This window comes from Acidovorax sp. BoFeN1 (assembly GCF_003345135.1).
Classification (GTDB): Bacteria; Pseudomonadota; Gammaproteobacteria; order Burkholderiales; family Burkholderiaceae_C; genus Acidovorax; species Acidovorax defluvii.
Genome location: NZ_QOZT01000052.1, coordinates 1 through 18,088 on the forward strand (window position 1 = coordinate 1; position 18,088 = coordinate 18,088).

An 18,088-nucleotide genomic window follows, 5' to 3' on the forward strand; every position below is an offset into this window, starting at 1 on the left:
ACCCCATAGCAGCCGCCACACACCCCCCCGCCAGTGCGGGCAACCACAGCCGCGCCAGCCACTGCGGCTGTACGGTGGCAGCCACCACGGCGATCTGGACCATGGTGGCCACGCACGAAAGCACGGCAGCCCCCGCATGGGCGCGCGGCGCGCTGTGCCCGGTGCGCACCTCCATGCCCAGACTGGCAATGGTGGCCGTGCTGGACACAAACCCCGATGCCAGCGCCGACAGCGCCAGCGCATGGCGGGCCTGCATCAGGCGCTTGGCCACATGCGCAAGAGACTGGATCACCAGCAGCACAATGACCAGGCGCACCATCACCTGGGGGTTCAGCACCCCCTGCCACAGGGGGGTGTCAGGCGCCAGCGGATACACCAGCAAGGCCAGCGCAGCCAAGATGAGCCCGCTGCGCACCTCGCCGGGCTGAAGCCACTGATTGGCAAACTGGTGCAACGTGTCCCGCAGCGCCATCAAGCCGGTCACCACCACCGCCAGGGCGGCAGCCAGCAACTGGTCGCGTGCGCAGGTCACCCCGATCAGGTAGGCCAGCAACAGCGCAATCTCGGTGGTCACGCCCGGGTCGCCCGAGCGGTCCCGGGCATAGGCCACCACCGTCAGGGCCGCCACCAATGCCGCACCAACCGCCATCAGGGCAGGAATGCCCGTCAGGGCGGCGGTGGCACCGCCGATGGCGGCGAGGGTGAACGACCGGACCCCGGCCAGTGCCCGGTCGGGCCCCGCCCCCTTGCGACGCTCGCGCTCGATTCCCATCAGCAAGCCGCATCCCGCCGCGCTCGCCAGCACGGCCAGCGCCGTCGAAAAACCTGCAAAATCCTGCATGGGGCTTGTGCACCTTTCTTTACAGACCCTACAACATGGTGACAGAAATAGCACAAAACAACCGGCGCCCCGTGCCGCCCACCATGCGGAGTTGCCCTTAGGTTTCGCGTCAGGTCAATCGGCTATAACTGGTTCAACTGGCCCCCGAACATGCACGAACTGACCTCAGAAGCCCCCATTTCTGGACCCCAAGGCTCCAGCGACGCGTTGCTGCGGCTGATCGCCGACTCCGTCCCGGCCCTGATGGCCTATTTCGACCTGCCCGGCCTGCGCTGCCAGTTTGCCAACCAGGGGTATGCCGCCTACAACGGGCATTCCGTCGCATCCATTGTGGGCCTGACCGTGCAGGAGGCCATTGGCACCAAGGCATGGCTGGCCATACAGCCCTATATCGAGCGCTCGACCCGCGGGGAGCATGTGAAGTACATGCGCGAACAGACCATCTCCAGTGGAGAGTCCCGCATGATCGAGGTCAACCTGATCCCGCACTTCAGCCCGCAGAAACAACAATTGGGCTCGTTCGTGCTGATCACGGACATCACCGACCGCTGGCAAGCCGACAGTACCGTGCGCCAGAGTGAAGAGCGCATGCGCAAATTCACCGAAATCACCGATGAGGCCATTCTCTTTCACCGCGACGGGCTGATCACTGACGGCAACGACGCGTTGACGCGGCTTACGGGCTACACCCTGCCGGAAGTGATGGGCCTGTCGATCTTCAATTTCATCAGTCCCGAGTGGCGGTCCGTGGCCTACGAGTACACGCGCAGCGGCCGCGAAGACCCCTATGAAGTGACCATTCGGCACAAGGACGGGCACGAAATTCCCGTCGAAGTGGTGGGCAAGACCATGCCGCAACTGCATGCCGACTACCGCGTGGTGGTGGTGCGCGACATCACGGCCCGCAAAGAGGCACAGGAGCGCGAAACCTTTCTGGCACTGCACGACACCCTGACCCAGCTGCCCAATCGCCGCTTTCTGATGGAACAGCTGGGCAAGGTGCTGTCGATGGCACGCAGGCGCAAATCCCAGGTGGCGGTCTTGTTCATCAACCTCGACCATTTCAAGACCGTCAATGATTCACTGGGCCACCACGCCGGCGACCAGTTGCTGTGCGATGTGGCCGAACGCTTGCGCCAGAGCGTGCGCGACACCGATCTGGTGGCGCGGCTCAGCGGAGATGAATTCGTGGCGGTGCTGACCGACATCCACACGCCCGACGATGCCGCCTTGGTGGCCGACAAGCTGATCGAAACCATGCGCAGCGCATTCACCGTGGGTCAGCTGCCGCTCACGATGTCGCCCTCCATCGGCATCAGCTTGTTTCCGGGCGACGACACCACCGTCCAGGGACTGCTGCGCTGCGCCGACACGGCGATGTACCACGCCAAGGACAGTGGCCGGGGCAACCGGCAGTTCTATCAACCCGGCATGGACGTGCACGCCACCGATGTGCTGCAGCAAGAGCGCCAGCTGCGCGAGGCCATTGCCAGCAATGCCTTCGTGCTGCACTACCAGCCGCAGATCTGCCTGGCAGATGGCTCCCTCAAGGGCTTTGAGGCGCTGGTGCGCTGGCAGCACCCCGAGCGGGGCCTGGTCGGCCCGGAGGAGTTCATCACCTTCTCCGAATCACGCGGGCTCATCACACCCATTGGCCGCTGGGTCATGCACGAGGCCTGCCGCCAGCTCAAGGCCTGGCAAAACGAAGGCCTGGCCATGGTGCCGGTGGCCGTCAACCTGTCGGCGCTGGAGTTTCGCCAGCGCGACGTGGCGGGCGAACTCGCTGCCGTGCTGCATGCCACCGGGCTGGAGCCCCGTTTTCTGGAAATCGAGCTCACCGAATCCGTGCTGATGCACCACACGGGGCAGGTGCTGGAAACCCTCAACGCCATCAAGGCACTGGGCGTGGGGGTCACCATTGACGATTTCGGCACGGGCTATTCCTCGCTGGCATACCTCAAGCGCTACCCCATCGACAAGCTCAAGATCGACCGATCTTTCGTGATGGACACCCCCCAAAGCGCCGACGACGTGGCCATCGTCACCGCCATCATCCAGATGGGCCACAGCCTGCAACTCAAAACCGTGGCCGAGGGCGTGGAAACGGCCGAACAGAAAGAACTGCTGCACCGCCTGGGCTGTGACCTGGTGCAGGGCTTTCTGGTGTCGGCCCCGATGGATGCACAGGCCACCCAGCGCTGGTTGTCACCACAGGGCTGACCTGAGCGCAAGGCTGTCACACGCGCCCCATGCGCATGTGGACAATAGGCCCATGCCCCAGATTACCGACTTCATCGCGCCCACCCGCCACACCGACCCCGCCGATGCGCTGGCCCAGATCCAGCGCATCTACCAGCAACAGATCGGCCACCTGCGCGCGGCCATGCAAAGCTTTGTGGGCGGCGACACCCCGCCCGCCCCGGTGCGGGCGTTTTATCCGTTCGTGCGCGTGCACACCACCACGGTGGCGCGCGCCGACAACAAACTGGCCTACGGCTTCGTCGAAGGCCCCGGGCGCTTTGAGACCACCCTCACGCGGCCCGACCTGTTTGCCGACTACTACGCCGAGCAGTTTCGCCTGCTGCGCAGCAGCCACAACGTGGACCTGGAGGTGGGCACCAGCGCCCACCCCATCCCCATCCACTTCTCGTTTGCCGAGCATGACCATGTGGAGGGTACGCTGACGCCCGAGCGCCGCATGTTGATGCGCGACCTGTTCGATTTGCCCGACCTGGCCGCCATGGACGACGGCATTGCCAACGGCACGCACCAGCACCGCCCGGGCGAGGCGCAGCCCCTGTCGCTTTTTACCGCGCCGCGCGTCGACTACTCGCTGCACCGACTGCGCCACTACACGGGCACGGCGCCCGAGTGGTTCCAGAACTTCGTGCTGTTCACCAACTACCAGTTCTACATCGACGAATTCGTGCGCCTGGGCCATGCTGAAATGGCCAAGCCCGACAGCGAATACATCGCCTTCATAGAGCCCGGCAACGTGGTCACGCGCCGCACGGGGCTGCCCGCGCAGGCGGGCGACGAACTGGGCACACAGCCCCCGCGCCTGCCGCAAATGCCGGCCTACCACCTCGTGCGCGCCGACCGCAGCGGCATCACCATGGTCAACATCGGCGTGGGCCCGGCCAACGCCAAAACCATTACCGACCACATCGCCGTGCTGCGCCCGCACGCCTGGCTGATGCTGGGCCACTGCGCGGGCCTGCGCAACAGCCAGCAGCTGGGCGACTACGTGCTGGCCCACGCCTATGTGCGCGAGGACCATGTGCTCGACGAAGAGCTGCCACTGTGGGTGCCCATCCCCGCGCTGGCCGAAATCCAGCTGGCCCTGGAGCAGGCCGTGGCCGACGTCACGCAAATGGGACGCGACGAGCTCAAGCGCATCATGCGCACCGGCACCGTGGCCAGCACCGACAACCGCAACTGGGAGCTGCTGCCCGACAACCTGCCCCAGCGCCGTTTCAGCCAGAGCCGCGCCGTGGCGCTGGACATGGAAAGCGCCACCATTGCCGCCAACGGTTTTCGTTTTCGGGTGCCCTACGGCACGCTCTTGTGCGTGAGCGACAAACCCCTGCACGGCGAGATCAAGCTGCCCGGCATGGCCAACCACTTCTACCGCGAGCGCGTTCAGCAACACCTGCTGATCGGCATGCGCGCCGTCGAAATCCTGCGCACCGGCGGTGTGGACCGCCTGCACAGCCGCAAGCTGCGCAGCTTTGCCGAAGTGGCGTTCCAGTAAGCGCCCCGACAAAAGCCCGGAATATCGGCTTTTGCTATTTATTCAATAGCTATTAGCGCTTGCTGCATAAGCGCTTGAGCCACTTTTCATGCATATTCATGCCTGCGCCTCCGGCAGGGGCACCGGGGTGGGGGCGTCATCCTCCTGGTACAGCAGGCGGGCCGCTTCGCGTGCGGCCACACGGCCCTCGTCGGTGGGCACCACCCACACCTCCACCGCACTGCCCTCGGCATGGATGGCGTGGGCAGCGTCGCCCGGCGCGCTGGCATTGCGCCCCGCATCCATGCGCACCCCCATCCAGCCAAGCTGCTCGCACACCTGGGCGCGCAGCTGGGCGTCGTGCTCGCCAATGCCGCCGCTGAACGCCAGCACGTCAAGCCCGCCCATGCAGGCCACCATGGCGCCCGATTCACGCACCACGCGGTAGGTGAACTGGTCGATGGCACGCTGCGCGGCAAGGCTGCCGTCGGCGCGCAGGCGGCGCATGTCGGCCGAGATGCCCGACACGCCCAACAGCCCGCTTTGCTTGTAAAGCAGCTTCTGGATGCGGTCGTGGTCCCAGCCCTGCTCCATCAGGTAGAGCAGCACGCCGGCGTCGAGCGTGCCGCTGCGCGTGCCCATCATCAGGCCGTCGAGCGCCGAAAAACCCATGGTGGTGGCCACGCTGCGCCCGCCCCGGGCTGCGCACAGGCTGGCACCGTTGCCCAGGTGGGCCATGAGCACGCGGCCGTGCGCGCGCGGCGAGTGCTCCAGCAGCGTACCCATGATGTATTGGTAAGACAGACCGTGAAAACCATAGCGGCGCACGCCCTGCTCCGTCAGCGACTGCGGCAAGGCAAACGCGCGGGCCACATCGGGCAGCCCGGCGTGAAAGGCGGTGTCAAAACACGCCACCTGGGGCAGCGCCGGGAAGGCCTGGCGGAACGAGCGCACACCCGCCAGGTTGTGCGGCTGGTGCAGGGGCGCGAGCGAATTCAGGCGCTCCAGGCGCTCCAGCACCGCATCGGTGACGAGCACGCTGTCACGAAAATCCTGGCCGCCGTGCACCACGCGGTGCGCCACGGCGCGGATGGTGGGCGCACCCTCCAGGCCCGCCAGCAGGCTGCGCAAGCTGTCCAGCGCTCGCAGAAAAGGGCTCTCGCCCTGGCCCGTGACGGCCTGGCGCTGGCGCTGGCCGGCAAAAGACCACTCCATCTCGGGCGAGCCTGCGGGCTCCAGGCCCTCGATGCAACCGGTCAACACGCTGGGCTGCACCTCACCGCCGTGCAGGGGGTGGAGCGAGAACTTGAGCGATGACGAGCCCGCGTTGACAGCAAGAATAGCCATGGCGAGTGGGGCCTTTCAGTCTTTGATGGGGGCTGCCAGCTTGAGCGCGCGCTCGCGCCGGGCGTCGTAAGCCGCCAGCACTGCCAGCAGGGCCGAGGCCACGCGGGCCGTGGGGCCGTCGGCACGGCTGGTCAGGGCGATGGGCACGCGCGCGCCCAGCACCAGGCCCGAACCCGAGGCACCGGCCAGGTATTCGAGCTGTTTGGCCAGCATGTTGCCACTTTCCAGGTCGGGCACGGCCAGGATGTCGGCATCGCCCGCCACCGCCGATTCGATGTGCTTGATCTCGGCCGCATGGGCCGAGATGGCGTTGTCGAAGGCCAGGGGGCCGTCGAGCAGGCCGCCGGTGATCTGGCCGCGGTCGGCCATCTTGCACAGGGCAGCGGCGTCCAGGGTGGACGGAATGTTGGCGTTCACGGTCTCCACCGCCGACAGGATGGCCACCTTCGGCTGGGCCACACCCATGATGCGGGCAAAGTCGATGGCGTTCTGGATGATGTCCGCCTTCTCGGCCAGGTTGGGGCGGATGTTGAGCGCAGCGTCGGTGATCAGCAGTGGCTTGGGGTAGAGCGGCACGTCGAAGCGGAACACATGCGACATGCGCCGGCCCGTGCGCAGCGCCGGCTGGCCCAGCACCGCCTTGACCATTTCGTCGGTGTGCAGGCTGCCCTTCATGAGCACCTCGACCTCGCGGCGCGCGGCCATGCCGGCGGCCATTTCAGCGGCGGCGTGGCTGTGTTCGACCGGGATGATTTCAACGCCATCGAGGTCGATGTTCGCCTCGGCGGCCACGGCACGGATGCGCGCCTCGGGGCCCACGAGCACCGGCACGATCAGGCCGTAGCGTGCCGAGTCCATGGCGCCACTCAGCGAGCCTGCGTCGCACGGGTGCACCACGGCGCATCGCACGGCAGGCATGCCGTCGGCCAGCGCCAGCAACTCCTTGAAGCGGGCTTCGGGGTCGAACAGCTGGATCTGCGGCGCGTTGATCTTGGGGATGCGCACCTTGGTGGTGGGCGGCATCACACGGGCGGTGCCGTGCAGCACGCTCTGGCCCTTCTGGTTGGTGACCACGCAGTCGAGTTCGATGCGCTTCTTCTCATCGTCCTTGCTGGCCACAGTGGCCGTCACGGTGAGCGTGTCGCCGATGCGCACCGGCTTGGTGAAATGCAGCACCTGCTCCAGGTAAATGGTGCCGGGGCCGGGGAACTGCGTGCCCAGCAGCGCCGAGATGAGTGCGCCGCCCCACATGCCGTGGGCGATGACGCCGTGGAACAGCGTGTCGTTGGCGTATTCGGGGTTCAGGTGGGCGGGATTGGTGTCGCCCGAGACGGCAGCGAAGGCCTGGATGTCGGCCTGCGTCAGGGTGCGCAGCAGGCGCGCGCTCTGACCCACGCTGAGTTCGTCGTAGGTGACGTTTTCAAGCCATTCGGTGTTGGGTGCCATGTTCATGTTGCGGAGATCCTTGGTGAAAAACAGAGCGGATGCATGCGGATGAGGGTTCAGCCCGATGACCCGGCGGTGGAAACGGGCGCGGCCCAGGCCAGCGGCCACCGCGCAAGGGCCGCCCCGCCGCGCTGGTGGCGTCCCCCTGCCCGCATCGCGCAGCGAGGCGAGAGCGGGGGGAAGGTGCGCAGCACCTCAGGGGGTGTCGTTGCATCTCAGGCTACGGCGTGACAGCCGCCATCGACATAGATGGTCTGGCCGGTCATGCCGGAGGACGCGTCGCAGCACAGGAAGGTGCTGAGCTGGGCAATTTCTTCCAGCGTGACCAGGCGCTTGAGCGGCGCCTTGAGCGCAGCGTTGGCCATGAGTTCGTCAAAACTGGCAATGCCCGAAGCCGCCCGGGTCAGGATGGGGCCGGGCGAGACGGCATGCACCCGAATGCCCTGCGGGCCCAGCTCCAGCGCCATGTAGCGCACCAGAGATTCGAGCGCGGCCTTTACCGGCCCCATCAGTCCGTAATTGGGCACGGCCTCGTCAGCGCCCAGGTAGGTCATGCTCAGCAGGCTGCCGCCCGCCGCCATGTGCGGCACGCACAGCCGGGCCAGCTGGGCAAACGAGTGGCACGACACCTCCATGGCGCGCGAGAAGCCCTTGCGCGAGCTGTCGATCACCTGGCCGTGCAGGTCATCCATCGGCGCCCAGGCGATGGAGTGGATCACGAAATCGAGCTGCCCCAGGCGCTGCGCGGCGCGCGCCACCAGGGCTTGGAGCTCGCCGTCCTCCTCGACATTACAGCCCACCAGATCCACGCCCAGCGGCGCGGTCAGCGGCTCGACAAAGCGACGCGCCTTGTCGTTGAGGCAGGACACCACCAGTTCGGCGCCCATCTGGTGCGCCAGCTGGGTGCAGCCCCAGGCAATGCTGTTTTCGTTGGCCAGGCCCAGAATCAGACCCTTTTTGCCGGCCAGGCTGAATGCGTTGTTGTTTTTTGTCATGGGTGCAGTGTTGAGGGCGTAGGAAAAAGGCGCTTGGCCAGGCAGTGCCCGGCCAGCGCGCGAGGTGTTTAACGTGGATCGACTGGCCGACGCAGCCTGCTGCCCGCCACACCCTTCTTAACCGGCATAACCGGCATAACCGGCCTGAAATCTCGGCATGTGGATCGCCTGGGGGCAGGCACCGTGGTGCGGCACGCGGAATGCACTGCCACCTGCTCGTTTGCAAGCAAGCCTTCAGTCGGCATAGCGCACCATGACGTTTTCGCCGGGTGCATCGCACAGCACATGGGCGGGGTCGATGGGGGGCGGCGCCACGGGCTTGCCCGAACGCTCCTTGAGCCAGGCGTCCATGGCCTCCCACCAGGAGCCCTCGCGCACCGGGGCGCTGGCTTCCCATTCGTCAGGGCCCGTCCAGCCATTGCCGTCTTCGGTGGCGGCGATCTGGTAGCTGCGGCGCGGGCGGCCGGGCTCGGAGACGATGCCGGCATTGTGCCCCCCGGCGGCCAGCACAAAGGTGACGTGCGTGTCGGTCTGCAGGTGGATTTTGTACACCGAGCGCCAGGGCGAGACATGGTCACGCGTGGTGCCCACCACCAGCATCGGCGCATGGATGTCCATCAGCGCCACGCCCACGCCGCCCACGCGGTACTGCCCCGTGGCCAGGGCGTTGTTGAGGAACAGCGACGACAGGTATTCGGAGTGCATGCGCGCAGGCAGGCGCGTGACGTCGGCGTTCCAGCTCATGAGGTCAAAGTCCACCTCGTCCTGGCCCAGCAGGTAGCGGCGCGTGCTGCGTGACCACACCAGATCGCGCGCATTGAGAAACTGGAACGAGCCGGCCATGGCCTTGCCCGAGAAATAACCCTTGCGCTCCATGTCCTGGCGCAGCGCCTGGATCTGGTCGTCGTCGATGAAGACGCCCATCTCACCGGGCTCGCTGAAATCGGTTTGCGCCGCCAGCAGCGTGACCGAGGCCAGCTCGGGCATGTGGGGCGGAAAGGCAACATGCTCTCGCGCCGGGCCCTTGCCCTGATCTGCGCGGCTTTCGTGCCCCAGGGCCGCCGCCACCATGGCCAGGAAGGTGCCACCCAGGCAGTAGCCCAGCGCGTGGATGCGCGGCGCTTGCGTGCGCTCTTTGACGGCCGCCATGGCCTCCATCACGCCCAGGCGCAGGTAGTCCTGCATGCCCAGGTCTCGGTCGGATGCGTCGGGGTTGCGCCAGGAAACGATGAACACCGTATAGCCCTGGCCCACCAGATAGCGCACCATGGAATTGGCGGGCGAGAGGTCCAGGATGTAGTACTTCATGATGCACGAGGGCACGATGAGCAGCGGCTCCGGATAAACCTTGTCGGTGGTGGGTGTGTACTGGATCAGCTCGATCAGGTGGTTGCGAAACACCACCTTGCCCGGCGTGGCGGCCACATCCTTGCCCACCTCAAAGGTGAGAGGCTCCAGCGTTTGCGGGTCGGCATCGGGCGGCGCGTGTCGGTGCTTTTGCAGGTCTTTGGTGAAGTTCTGGTAGCCCGCCAGCAGACTTGTTCCGCCGGTTGCGCGCGCCCGGTGGTGTGCCTCGGCATTGGTGGCGGGCCAGTTGGAGGGCGACAGTGCATCCAGCGCCTGGCGGGTGAAAAAATCCACCACATGCTGGTGATGGCGCGTCAAGCCATCGACCTGCGCCGCCTCGCGCCACCAGGCGTCGCGGGCCTTGAAGCCTTCCTTCAGGGCACTGAACGGCCATTGCTGCCAGCTTTCATCGCGAAAACGTGCATCCTTCTCGGGCAACGGCAGGCCCTGATCGTCTGCCTGCGGGCGCGCCGCAGCCAGCCAGGCCTGCTGCGCCAGCGCCAGGGCGCGCTGCCCCAGCACCATTTGCCGCCCGGGCGACAAGGCCAGGTGCATGGCCCAGTCGGCCGCCGCCAGCGCCATGGACACCGGCGAAAGCCCCATGTTGGCGCGCGCCAGCTGCGCCTGCACTGTCTCGTCCAGGGCCCTGGCCGCCTGGCGTTGCCGCTCGGATATTGCTGCGGGGGGAGGCAGTGGATTCATATGTTGCTTTCCAGACCATGGGTAGATAACTGAATCACAGGATACCCAGATTGGTACCCACGGCGATTTCAAAAATATGGCAATTTCATGAAACTGGATAACCGTCAATTGATTGCACGTTCACCAAAATGCTATTTAATTCATAGCTTATAGCGCTTTCAGCACGGGCGCCGAACGCCGATTTGGTTCAAAATCTCTTCCCATGGACAAAACCCTCGCGCCCCCAACCCAGCCCTTGTTCGAGGCAAGCCACCTGAGCAAACGCTACGGCGACACCACGGTGGTCGACGATGTATCTTTTGCCATTGCCCCGGGCGAATGCCTGGGCGTGATCGGCCCCAATGGCGCTGGCAAAACCACCACCATCCGCATGTGCCTGGGGCACACCGCCCCCGACGGCGGCACGGTGCAGTTCTACGCCGGCGCGGCAGCAGACCCGTTGCAGATGCCCCGCGACGCCCTGGCCATCAAGGCCCACCTGGGCGTGGTGACCCAGTTCGACACACTGGACCCCGACTTCACCTGTGCCGAGAACCTGCGCGTATTCGGCCGCTACTTCGGCATCAAGGGCGCGGTGATGGACGAGCGTGTGCCCCGCCTGCTCGAATTTGCTGCGCTCACGCACAAGGCCAACGCCAAGCCCGGTGAGCTGTCGGGCGGCATGAAACGGCGCCTGTCACTGGCCCGCGCGCTGGTCAACGACCCGCGCCTGCTGCTGCTGGACGAGCCCACCACCGGGCTCGACCCGCAGGCGCGCCACCTGATGTGGGAGCGCCTGCAACTGCTGCTGCAGCAGGGCAAATCCATCTTGCTCACCACCCACTTCATGGACGAGGCCGAGCGCCTGTGTTCGCGCCTGCTGGTGCTGGACCACGGCAAGAAAATCACCGAAGGCCGCCCGCGCGAGCTGATCGCCCAGCATCTGGAGCCCGACGTGGTGGAGGTCTATGGCGTGGGCGCCGTGCCCCTGGCCCATGACGCCGCCCTGCGCGCGCTGGCCGCCCGCGTGGAGGTCAGCGGCGAGACCGTTTTCTTCTACACCCAGAACGCCCAACCCCTGCTGCAGGCGCTGGGGCAGCACGGGCACCTGCGCACGCTGCACCGGCCAGCCAACCTGGAGGATTTGTTCCTCAAGCTCACCGGGCGGCAGATCCGGGAGGATGGCTGAGCGCGCACAGGCTTGCGCAATGGGTGCTCCCCAGCGACAAGGCTGGGGTGCGAAGGTGATTGAGCGGCTGGCGCACGACTTGCGCACGGCGTTCCCCGAGATGAAGGGGTTTTCGCCGCGCAACCTCAAGTGCATGCGGTCTTTTGCCCAGGCGTGGCCGGATGATGAATTTGTGCAAGCGGTGCTTGCACAATTGCCCTGGTATCACCAGCTGGCGCTGCTGGACAAGCTCTCCACCCCCGAAACCCGCCGCTGGTATGCGGCCCAAGCCATCCAGCACAACTGGTCGCGCAATGTGTTGGTGATGCAGATCGAAACCCGCTTGCTGGAGCGCAGTGGCTCCGCAGTCACCAACTTCGAAGCGAGTTTGCCCAAGCCTCAGTCCGATTTGGCGCGCGAATCGCTGAAAGACCCTTACCGTTTCGACTTTCTGGGCTTGACCGACGAGGCACAAGAGCGCGAGGTCGAACACGCCTTGGTGAAGCACGTGACGGAATTCCTGCTGGAGCTGGGCGCCGGCTTTGCGTTCGTGGGGCGGCAGGTGATGCTGAATGTAGGCGGCGATGAGTTTTTTATCGACCTGCTGTTCTACCACCTCAAACTGCGCTGCTATGTGGTGATCGAGCTCAAGGGCGGCAAGTTCAAGCCCGAGCATCTGGGGCAATTGGGCTTTTACCTGACGGCGGTGGACATGCAGGTCAAGGCCGAACAGGACAACCCGACCATTGGCCTGCTGTTGTGCAAGACCAAGAACAAGGTGGTGGCCGAATACGCGCTGCGGGACACCGCCCAGCCCATTGGCGTGGCGGAATACCAGCTCATTGAATCCCTACCCGCTGCGCTGCAAACCAGTTTGCCCAGCATCGAGCAAATCGAGAGCGAGCTGGGGGGCGGGGAATGAGCCCGCGCCTTGTCCACCGGCTCTTTTTCTGCGCTGGGCTTGGGTGGCGAGACAATTCCTAAAAAAATAGCTACTAGCGCTTGCTGGATAAGCGCTAGAGGCCAATTTGGCTTAAATTTTTAGCATCACGCCTTGCGCGGTTTGACCTTGCTGGCCGCGAGCTTGGCATGGCCCCGCGCCGTCTCCACATCGCCCGCACGCGCCAGCGCCACGCCCATGCGGCGCCGGGCAAAGCTCTCGGGCTTGCCAAACAGGCGCAGGTCGGTGCCGGGCACGCGCAGGGCTTCTTCCACCCCGTCGAACACGATGCCTGCGGCCTCCACGCCGCCGTAGATGACGGCGCTGGCGCCGGGGTTGCGCAGGCTGGTGTCCACCGGCAGGCCGAGGATGGCGCGGGCGTGCAGCTCAAATTCGCTCTGGTGCTGCGTGCACAGCGTGACCAGGCCCGTGTCGTGCGGGCGCGGGCTCACTTCGCTGAACCAGACCTGGTCGCCCTGCACAAACAGCTCCACCCCGAAGACGCCCTGGCCGCCCAGGTTGTCGGTCACCGCCTGGGCGATGGCCTTGGCACGCTCCAAAGCGACCGATGACATGGGCTGGGGTTGCCAGCTCTCCACATAGTCGCCGTGCACCTGCAGGTGGCCGATGGGTTCGCAGAACTGCGTTTGCACGTTGCCGTCGTTGCCCACGGCGCGCACGGTCAGCAGGGTGATTTCGTAGTCGAAATCGACAAAGCCCTCGACGATCACGCGCCCGTGGCTGACACGGCCACCGGCCATGGCGTAGTCCCAGGCCTTTTGCACGTCGGCCGGGCCGTCGATCTTGCTCTGGCCCTTGCCCGAGCTGCTCATCACGGGCTTGACGATGCAGGGGTAGCCGATGCCAACGCCGTTCTCGCCTTCGATCGCCGCCTGCAGCTCGGCCAGCGAGTCGCAAAATTTATACGGACTGGTGGGCAGGCCCAGCGTTTCGGCCGCAAGGCGGCGAATGCCTTCGCGGTCCATCGTCAGGCGCGCGGCGCGGGCCGTGGGGATCACGCGCACCGTGCCAGCGGCCTCCAGCTCTTCGAGCATGTGGGTGGCGATGGCCTCGATCTCGGGCACCACGAGGTGCGGGCGCTCAGCCTCGATCAGGGCCTTGAGTTGCGCCGGGTCGCTCATGGCGATGGTGCGCGCGTGGTGCGCCACCTGCTGGCCGGGGGCGTTGTCGTAACGATCGACCGCAATGGTTTCCACGCCCAGGCGCTGCAGCGCAATCAGCACTTCCTTGCCCAGCTCGCCCGATCCCAGCAGCATGACTTTGGTGGCATGGGGCGACAAGGGGGTTCCAAGGGTGGTCATGGTGGGTGCTTCAGAAAAAGTGGAAGAAAAATCGAGGCAACGGACGGGGGGTGCGCGCACCGGCCCCGCGTTGGTGGTGACTTTAAGCGATGGTCGCACTCTACTGCCGGGGCTGTCGTCCGGACGGACAACATCGCACAATAGGCGCATGTCAACACCCCTCCCATCCGCCTCTGCCACTGTCAGCCCGCTTCCTGCATCCGTGTGGCGTGCGCCCAGCCTGTCAACCCGCTGGTGGCCGGTGTTTTTGCGCAACCTGCTGGTGTGGCGCAAGCTGGCCATTCCCAGCCTGGTGGGCAACATTGCCGAGCCGCTGATGTGGCTGGTGGCCTTTGGCTACGGCATGGGCGCACTGGTGGGGAAGATCCATGTGAATGGTCAGACGGTGCCCTACATCCTGTTTCTGGCCAGCGGCTCGATCTGCATGAGCGCCATGAACGCGGCGAGTTTTGAGGCGCTGTATTCGGCGTTTTCGCGCATGCATGTGCAAAAAACCTGGGACGGCATCATGAACGCGCCCATCCGCCTGGACGATGTGGTGCTGGCCGAAATGCTGTGGGCCGCTTTCAAGGCGCTGTTCACCGTGACCGCCATTTTGGGCGTGATGCTGGCACTGGGCATCAGCCACAGCCCCAAGCTGCTGGTGGCCTGGCCGGTGCTGCTCTTCGTGGGCATCATGTTTTCCAGCATTGCGCTCATCTTCAACGCGCTGGCCAAGGGCTACGATTTTTTCACCTACTACTTCACGCTGGTGCTCACGCCCATGATGTTTTTGTCAGGCGTGTTCTTCCCGCGCGAGCAGTTGCCGCCCGTGGTGCGCGCCATTTCCGACTGGCTGCCGCTGACCAATGCGGTCGAGCTGGTGCGGCCGCTGTTCATGGACCAGTGGCCCGACAACGTGATGCGCCACGGGCTGGTGCTGGTGGTCACCACCGTGGCGGCTTTTTGGGTGGCGCTGGCGCTGACACGCAAGCGCTTCAAGGCTTGAATTGCTATTAATATAATAGCTGCTATCGCAAGCTGCATAAGCTCTTGGCGCCAATAATCTCTAAAAATCTGATCCCTGCACCGCATTGGCCAGCCCGCCAGGCGCGGTGAAACGGGTGTCATATACCGATACGATGATGCCTGTTGTTTCACTTTTCAGAGAGCATTCCACATGAGCATCACCACAGTTGGCATCATCGGCGCGGGCACCATGGGCAATGGCATTGCGCAGGCATGCGCGGTCAAGGGCATCAAGGTCGTCATGGTCGACATCTCTGAGGCCGCCGTGCAAAAAGGCCTGGCCACCGTCTCGGGCAGCCTCGACCGCCTGATCAAAAAAGAAAAGATCACCCAGGCCGACAAGGACGCAGCCCTGGCGTGCATCCAGACCTCCACCAGCTACGACGACCTGAAGGCCGCCCAGCTCGTCATCGAGGCCGCCACCGAGAACTACGAGCTCAAGCTCAAGATCCTCAAGCAGGTCGACGGCATCGTCGGCCCTGACGTGATCATTGCCTCCAACACGTCCTCCATCTCCATCACCAAGCTGGCCGCCGCCACCAGCCGCGCCGACAAGTTCATCGGCATGCACTTCTTCAACCCCGTGCCCATGATGGCGCTGGTCGAGATCATCCGTGGCCTGCAAACCAGCGACGCCACGCACGACGCCGTCAAGGCCATGGCCGTGGCGCTGGGCAAGAGCCCCATCACCGTGAAGAACGCCCCGGGCTTCGTGGTCAACCGCATCCTGGTGCCCATGATCAACGAGGCCTTCTTTGTGCTGGCCGAAGGCCTGGCCACACCCGAAGACATCGACGCCGGCATGAAGCTGGGCTGCAACCAGCCGATTGGCCCGCTGGCCCTGGCCGACATGGTGGGCCTGGACGTGTGCCTGGCCGTGATGGACGTGTACTTGCAGGAGTTTGGCGACAGCAAATACCGCGCCTGCCCCCTGCTGCGCGAAATGGTGGCCGCCGGTCGCCTGGGCCGCAAGACGGGCCGTGGCGTTTACAGCTACTGAGCCAACAAGCCCTGCGGTCACGCAAGGCACAGCACAAGGCGCCCGAGGGCGCCTTTTCTTTTTGGGCCGCCCGATGTTCTGAAGTCCGTTCTTCAATAGGGGCTTTTCTTGGTTAAATTGTACACAATTTAATTGACAGCAATAATTCAACCCATGCCACGCAAGCCCTCGCCCCTCTCACCCAGCCCCGCCACCCTGCAACTGGACAACCAGGTGTGCTTTGCGCTGTATTCCGCCTCGCTGGCCATGACCAAGCTGTACAAGCCGCTGCTGGACGCCATTGGCCTGACCTATCCGCAATACCTGGTGATGCTGGTGCTGTGGGAGGGCGACGGCATCACGGTGAGCGCCCTGGGCGAGCGCCTGTATCTGGATTCGGGCACGCTCACCCCGCTGCTCAAACGGCTTGAAGCCTCGGGCCTGATTGCCCGCCTGCGCGATGCCGAGGATGAGCGGCGCGTGCGCATCAGCCTGACCCCCGCAGGGCGTTTGCTGCGCGATGCCGCCGAAAGCATTCCGCCCTGTGTGCTGCAACGCAGCCAGTGCTCGCTGCCCGAGCTGGCAGCACTTACCGGCCAGCTCAAGACACTGCGCGCACGCCTGAGCGCGCCTTGATCCCATCCACCCCTTTCTGTTCCCACCCCGTCCCGCGCTGCGGGCATTACCTTCAAAGGAAAATTCCATGGCCTCGCTCGAAAAAGTTCTGTACACCGCCAACGCCCACACCACCGGAGGCCGCGACGGCACCTCGCGCACCGATGACGGCCGCCTGGACATCAAGCTGTCGTCTCCCGGCACGGCTGGCACCGGCACCAACCCCGAGCAGCTGTTTGCCGCTGGCTATTCGGCCTGCTTCATCGGCGCCATGAAGGCCGTGGCTGGTATGCAAAAAATCACCCTGCCACAGGACCTGGCCGTTGACGCCAGCGTGGACCTGGGCAAGGTGGGTGCAGGTTATGGCATCGCCGTGCGCCTGGCCATCAGCCTGCCCGGCATGGACCGCAGCGCCGCCCAAGCCCTGGTGGATGCGGCCCACCAGGTGTGCCCCTACTCCAACGCCACGCGCGGCAACATCGACGTGGCGCTGACACTGGTCTGAACCACCGGGGCCGCACCAGCGCGCCGCGTGCGCCGCGTGCGCCGCTGCGGCCCCGTCGCTTGCCAATGGCATCCGGCCTTGCCGCCAGATTTGCCACTCTGCGCGACAAAATCGCGCACATCTCTCAGGCGCATGGGTACGTGCAAGCCAGGTCTCAGCCAGACGGGGCATGATGGCGTCTCAAGGAGACATCCATGAAGCTGGCCCTGCTGTCGGATATTCATTCCAACCGCCAGGCCCTTGACGCGTGCATGAGCCACGCCCGAGCGCAAGGCGCTGAGCGCTTTGCCTGGCTGGGCGATCTGGTGGGCTATGGCGCCGACCCCGGCTACGTGGTACGGCAGGCCATGGCGCTGGTGGCAGCCGGCCACTGCGTGATTGGTGGCAACCATGACGCCCTGGCCGTGCACCCTCCAAAACCCGGTGACCGGGCGGCCAGTACCGTGGCGGCATACGGGGCCCAGTGGACGCACGAACAGCTCACGCCGCAAGAGCGCGCCTTTCTTGCTGCCCGCCCCCTGGTCGCCGAGATCGGCGGCGTGCTGCTGGCACATGCCAGCGCAGACACCCCCGAGCGCTGGCCTTATGTGGACAACGAAACCGCAGCAGCGCAATGCCTGGACGCCGCAACCCGGCGCCCCGGCATCTGCCATGTGGTTTGCGGCCATGTGCACCAGCAAACGCTGTACCAGCGCGGCACCTGGCGCGGGCTCGTGTGCTTTACACCCCAGCCGGGCGTGGCCCTTCCGGTGCCGCCACCGCAGCAGTGGGTGGCGACCATCGGCTCGGTAGGCCAGCCGCGCGACGGCGACCCGCGTGCCATGTATGCCCTGCTCGACACCGATGTCTGGTTGCTGCGCTTTGAGCGCGTGCCCTACGACCACGGCGCTGCTGCCGCCGCCATTCGCGCCACAGGCGCCATGCCCGATTACTTTGCCCAACGCCTGCCGCTTGGCCGGTGAAGCGTGCCAGCCCCTGCCAGGGCATCGCGCATTCGCCAAGCCCCAAGGCGTGTGGGGGCGCGGCACGGACCACAGCCCCCGCATGCAATACGCCGTGACGACACCCGACCGGGGGTATCCGCTGGCCATGCGCCTCCCGCGCTGAACGGCGGGCTACGATGGCCCGATGAACATTTCCCCAGAAGCGCCTGGCCTGCAC

General features: G+C 65.4%; 15 protein-coding genes. 9 read left to right on the top strand and 6 right to left on the bottom strand.

Features of this window, described 5'->3' with window-relative positions; all coding sequences use genetic code 11:
• On the bottom strand, positions 1 to 841 hold an 841-nt coding region (locus DTW89_RS12270; RefSeq protein WP_147277655.1), incomplete at its 3' end, for a DUF4010 domain-containing protein.
• 150 nt (positions 842 to 991) lie between these two features.
• On the opposite strand from DTW89_RS12270, the gene DTW89_RS12275 reads away from it, so the two are divergent.
• Together DTW89_RS12275 and DTW89_RS12280 are read left to right on the top strand one after the other, a co-directional pair.
• The gene (locus DTW89_RS12275) at positions 992 to 3,061 is read left to right on the top strand and encodes a putative bifunctional diguanylate cyclase/phosphodiesterase (RefSeq protein WP_114656156.1); all 2,070 of its coding nucleotides are present in this window, start codon (positions 992 to 994) and stop codon (positions 3,059 to 3,061) included.
• Between the two features lie 52 nt (positions 3,062 to 3,113).
• A complete protein-coding gene (locus tag DTW89_RS12280; RefSeq protein ID WP_114656157.1) occupies positions 3,114 to 4,595 on the top strand; it encodes an AMP nucleosidase in 1,482 nt (493 codons plus the stop codon).
• Positions 4,596 to 4,691: 96 nt separating this feature from the next.
• Here DTW89_RS12280 and DTW89_RS12285 read toward each other — a convergent pair whose 3' ends face one another.
• The 4 genes from DTW89_RS12285 to DTW89_RS12305 all read right to left on the bottom strand — a co-directional run bounded on the left by DTW89_RS12285 (position 4,692) and on the right by DTW89_RS12305 (position 10,411).
• The gene (locus DTW89_RS12285; RefSeq protein WP_114656158.1) at positions 4,692 to 5,921 is read right to left on the bottom strand and encodes an acetate/propionate family kinase; all 1,230 of its coding nucleotides are present in this window, start codon (positions 5,919 to 5,921) and stop codon (positions 4,692 to 4,694) included.
• A 15-nt stretch (positions 5,922 to 5,936) separates the two neighbouring features.
• Complete coding sequence (locus DTW89_RS12290) at positions 5,937 to 7,373, bottom strand: bifunctional enoyl-CoA hydratase/phosphate acetyltransferase (protein ID WP_114656159.1); 1,437 nt, start codon at positions 7,371 to 7,373, stop codon at positions 5,937 to 5,939.
• 209 nt (positions 7,374 to 7,582) lie between these two features.
• Positions 7,583 to 8,362: an enoyl-ACP reductase FabI gene (gene fabI / locus DTW89_RS12300; RefSeq protein ID WP_114656160.1), complete on the bottom strand. Its 780-nt coding sequence runs from the start codon at positions 8,360 to 8,362 to the stop codon at positions 7,583 to 7,585.
• A gap of 234 nt (positions 8,363 to 8,596) precedes the next feature.
• Positions 8,597 to 10,411 carry a PHA/PHB synthase family protein gene (locus tag DTW89_RS12305; RefSeq protein ID WP_114656161.1) on the bottom strand — a complete coding sequence of 605 codons (1,815 nt, stop codon included), beginning with the start codon at positions 10,409 to 10,411 and terminating at the stop codon, positions 8,597 to 8,599.
• 202 nt (positions 10,412 to 10,613) lie between these two features.
• Between DTW89_RS12305 and DTW89_RS12310 the strand changes: the two genes are divergently transcribed.
• The gene (locus DTW89_RS12310; RefSeq protein WP_114656162.1) at positions 10,614 to 11,579 is read left to right on the top strand and encodes an ATP-binding cassette domain-containing protein; all 966 of its coding nucleotides are present in this window, start codon (positions 10,614 to 10,616) and stop codon (positions 11,577 to 11,579) included.
• 19 nt (positions 11,580 to 11,598) lie between these two features.
• Positions 11,599 to 12,480, top strand: coding sequence for a PDDEXK nuclease domain-containing protein (locus DTW89_RS12315; protein WP_236637128.1), 882 nt, complete (start codon positions 11,599 to 11,601; stop codon positions 12,478 to 12,480).
• A 125-nt stretch (positions 12,481 to 12,605) separates the two neighbouring features.
• Here the strand turns inward: DTW89_RS12315 and purT are convergent, their stop codons facing one another.
• On the bottom strand, positions 12,606 to 13,820 hold the full coding sequence (gene purT / locus DTW89_RS12320; protein WP_114656164.1) for a formate-dependent phosphoribosylglycinamide formyltransferase: 1,215 nt from the start codon (positions 13,818 to 13,820) through the stop codon (positions 12,606 to 12,608).
• A gap of 148 nt (positions 13,821 to 13,968) precedes the next feature.
• Here purT and DTW89_RS12325 point away from each other — a divergent pair, with 148 nt between their 5' ends.
• The 5 genes from DTW89_RS12325 to DTW89_RS12345 all read left to right on the top strand — a co-directional run bounded on the left by DTW89_RS12325 (position 13,969) and on the right by DTW89_RS12345 (position 17,889).
• On the top strand, positions 13,969 to 14,808 hold the full coding sequence (locus DTW89_RS12325; protein WP_114656165.1) for an ABC transporter permease: 840 nt from the start codon (positions 13,969 to 13,971) through the stop codon (positions 14,806 to 14,808).
• Positions 14,809 to 14,979: 171 nt separating this feature from the next.
• Positions 14,980 to 15,828 (top strand): 3-hydroxybutyryl-CoA dehydrogenase, encoded by an 849-nt coding sequence (locus tag DTW89_RS12330; RefSeq protein WP_024813116.1) that lies wholly within the window; start codon positions 14,980 to 14,982, stop codon positions 15,826 to 15,828.
• Positions 15,829 to 15,981: 153 nt separating this feature from the next.
• Positions 15,982 to 16,443: a MarR family winged helix-turn-helix transcriptional regulator gene (locus DTW89_RS12335; RefSeq protein ID WP_114656166.1), complete on the top strand. Its 462-nt coding sequence runs from the start codon at positions 15,982 to 15,984 to the stop codon at positions 16,441 to 16,443.
• Positions 16,444 to 16,510: 67 nt separating this feature from the next.
• Complete coding sequence (locus DTW89_RS12340; RefSeq protein WP_024813118.1) at positions 16,511 to 16,927, top strand: organic hydroperoxide resistance protein; 417 nt, start codon at positions 16,511 to 16,513, stop codon at positions 16,925 to 16,927.
• Between the two features lie 194 nt (positions 16,928 to 17,121).
• A complete protein-coding gene (locus DTW89_RS12345; RefSeq protein ID WP_114656167.1) occupies positions 17,122 to 17,889 on the top strand; it encodes a metallophosphoesterase family protein in 768 nt (255 codons plus the stop codon).
• Positions 17,890 to 18,088 lie beyond the last annotated feature (199 nt).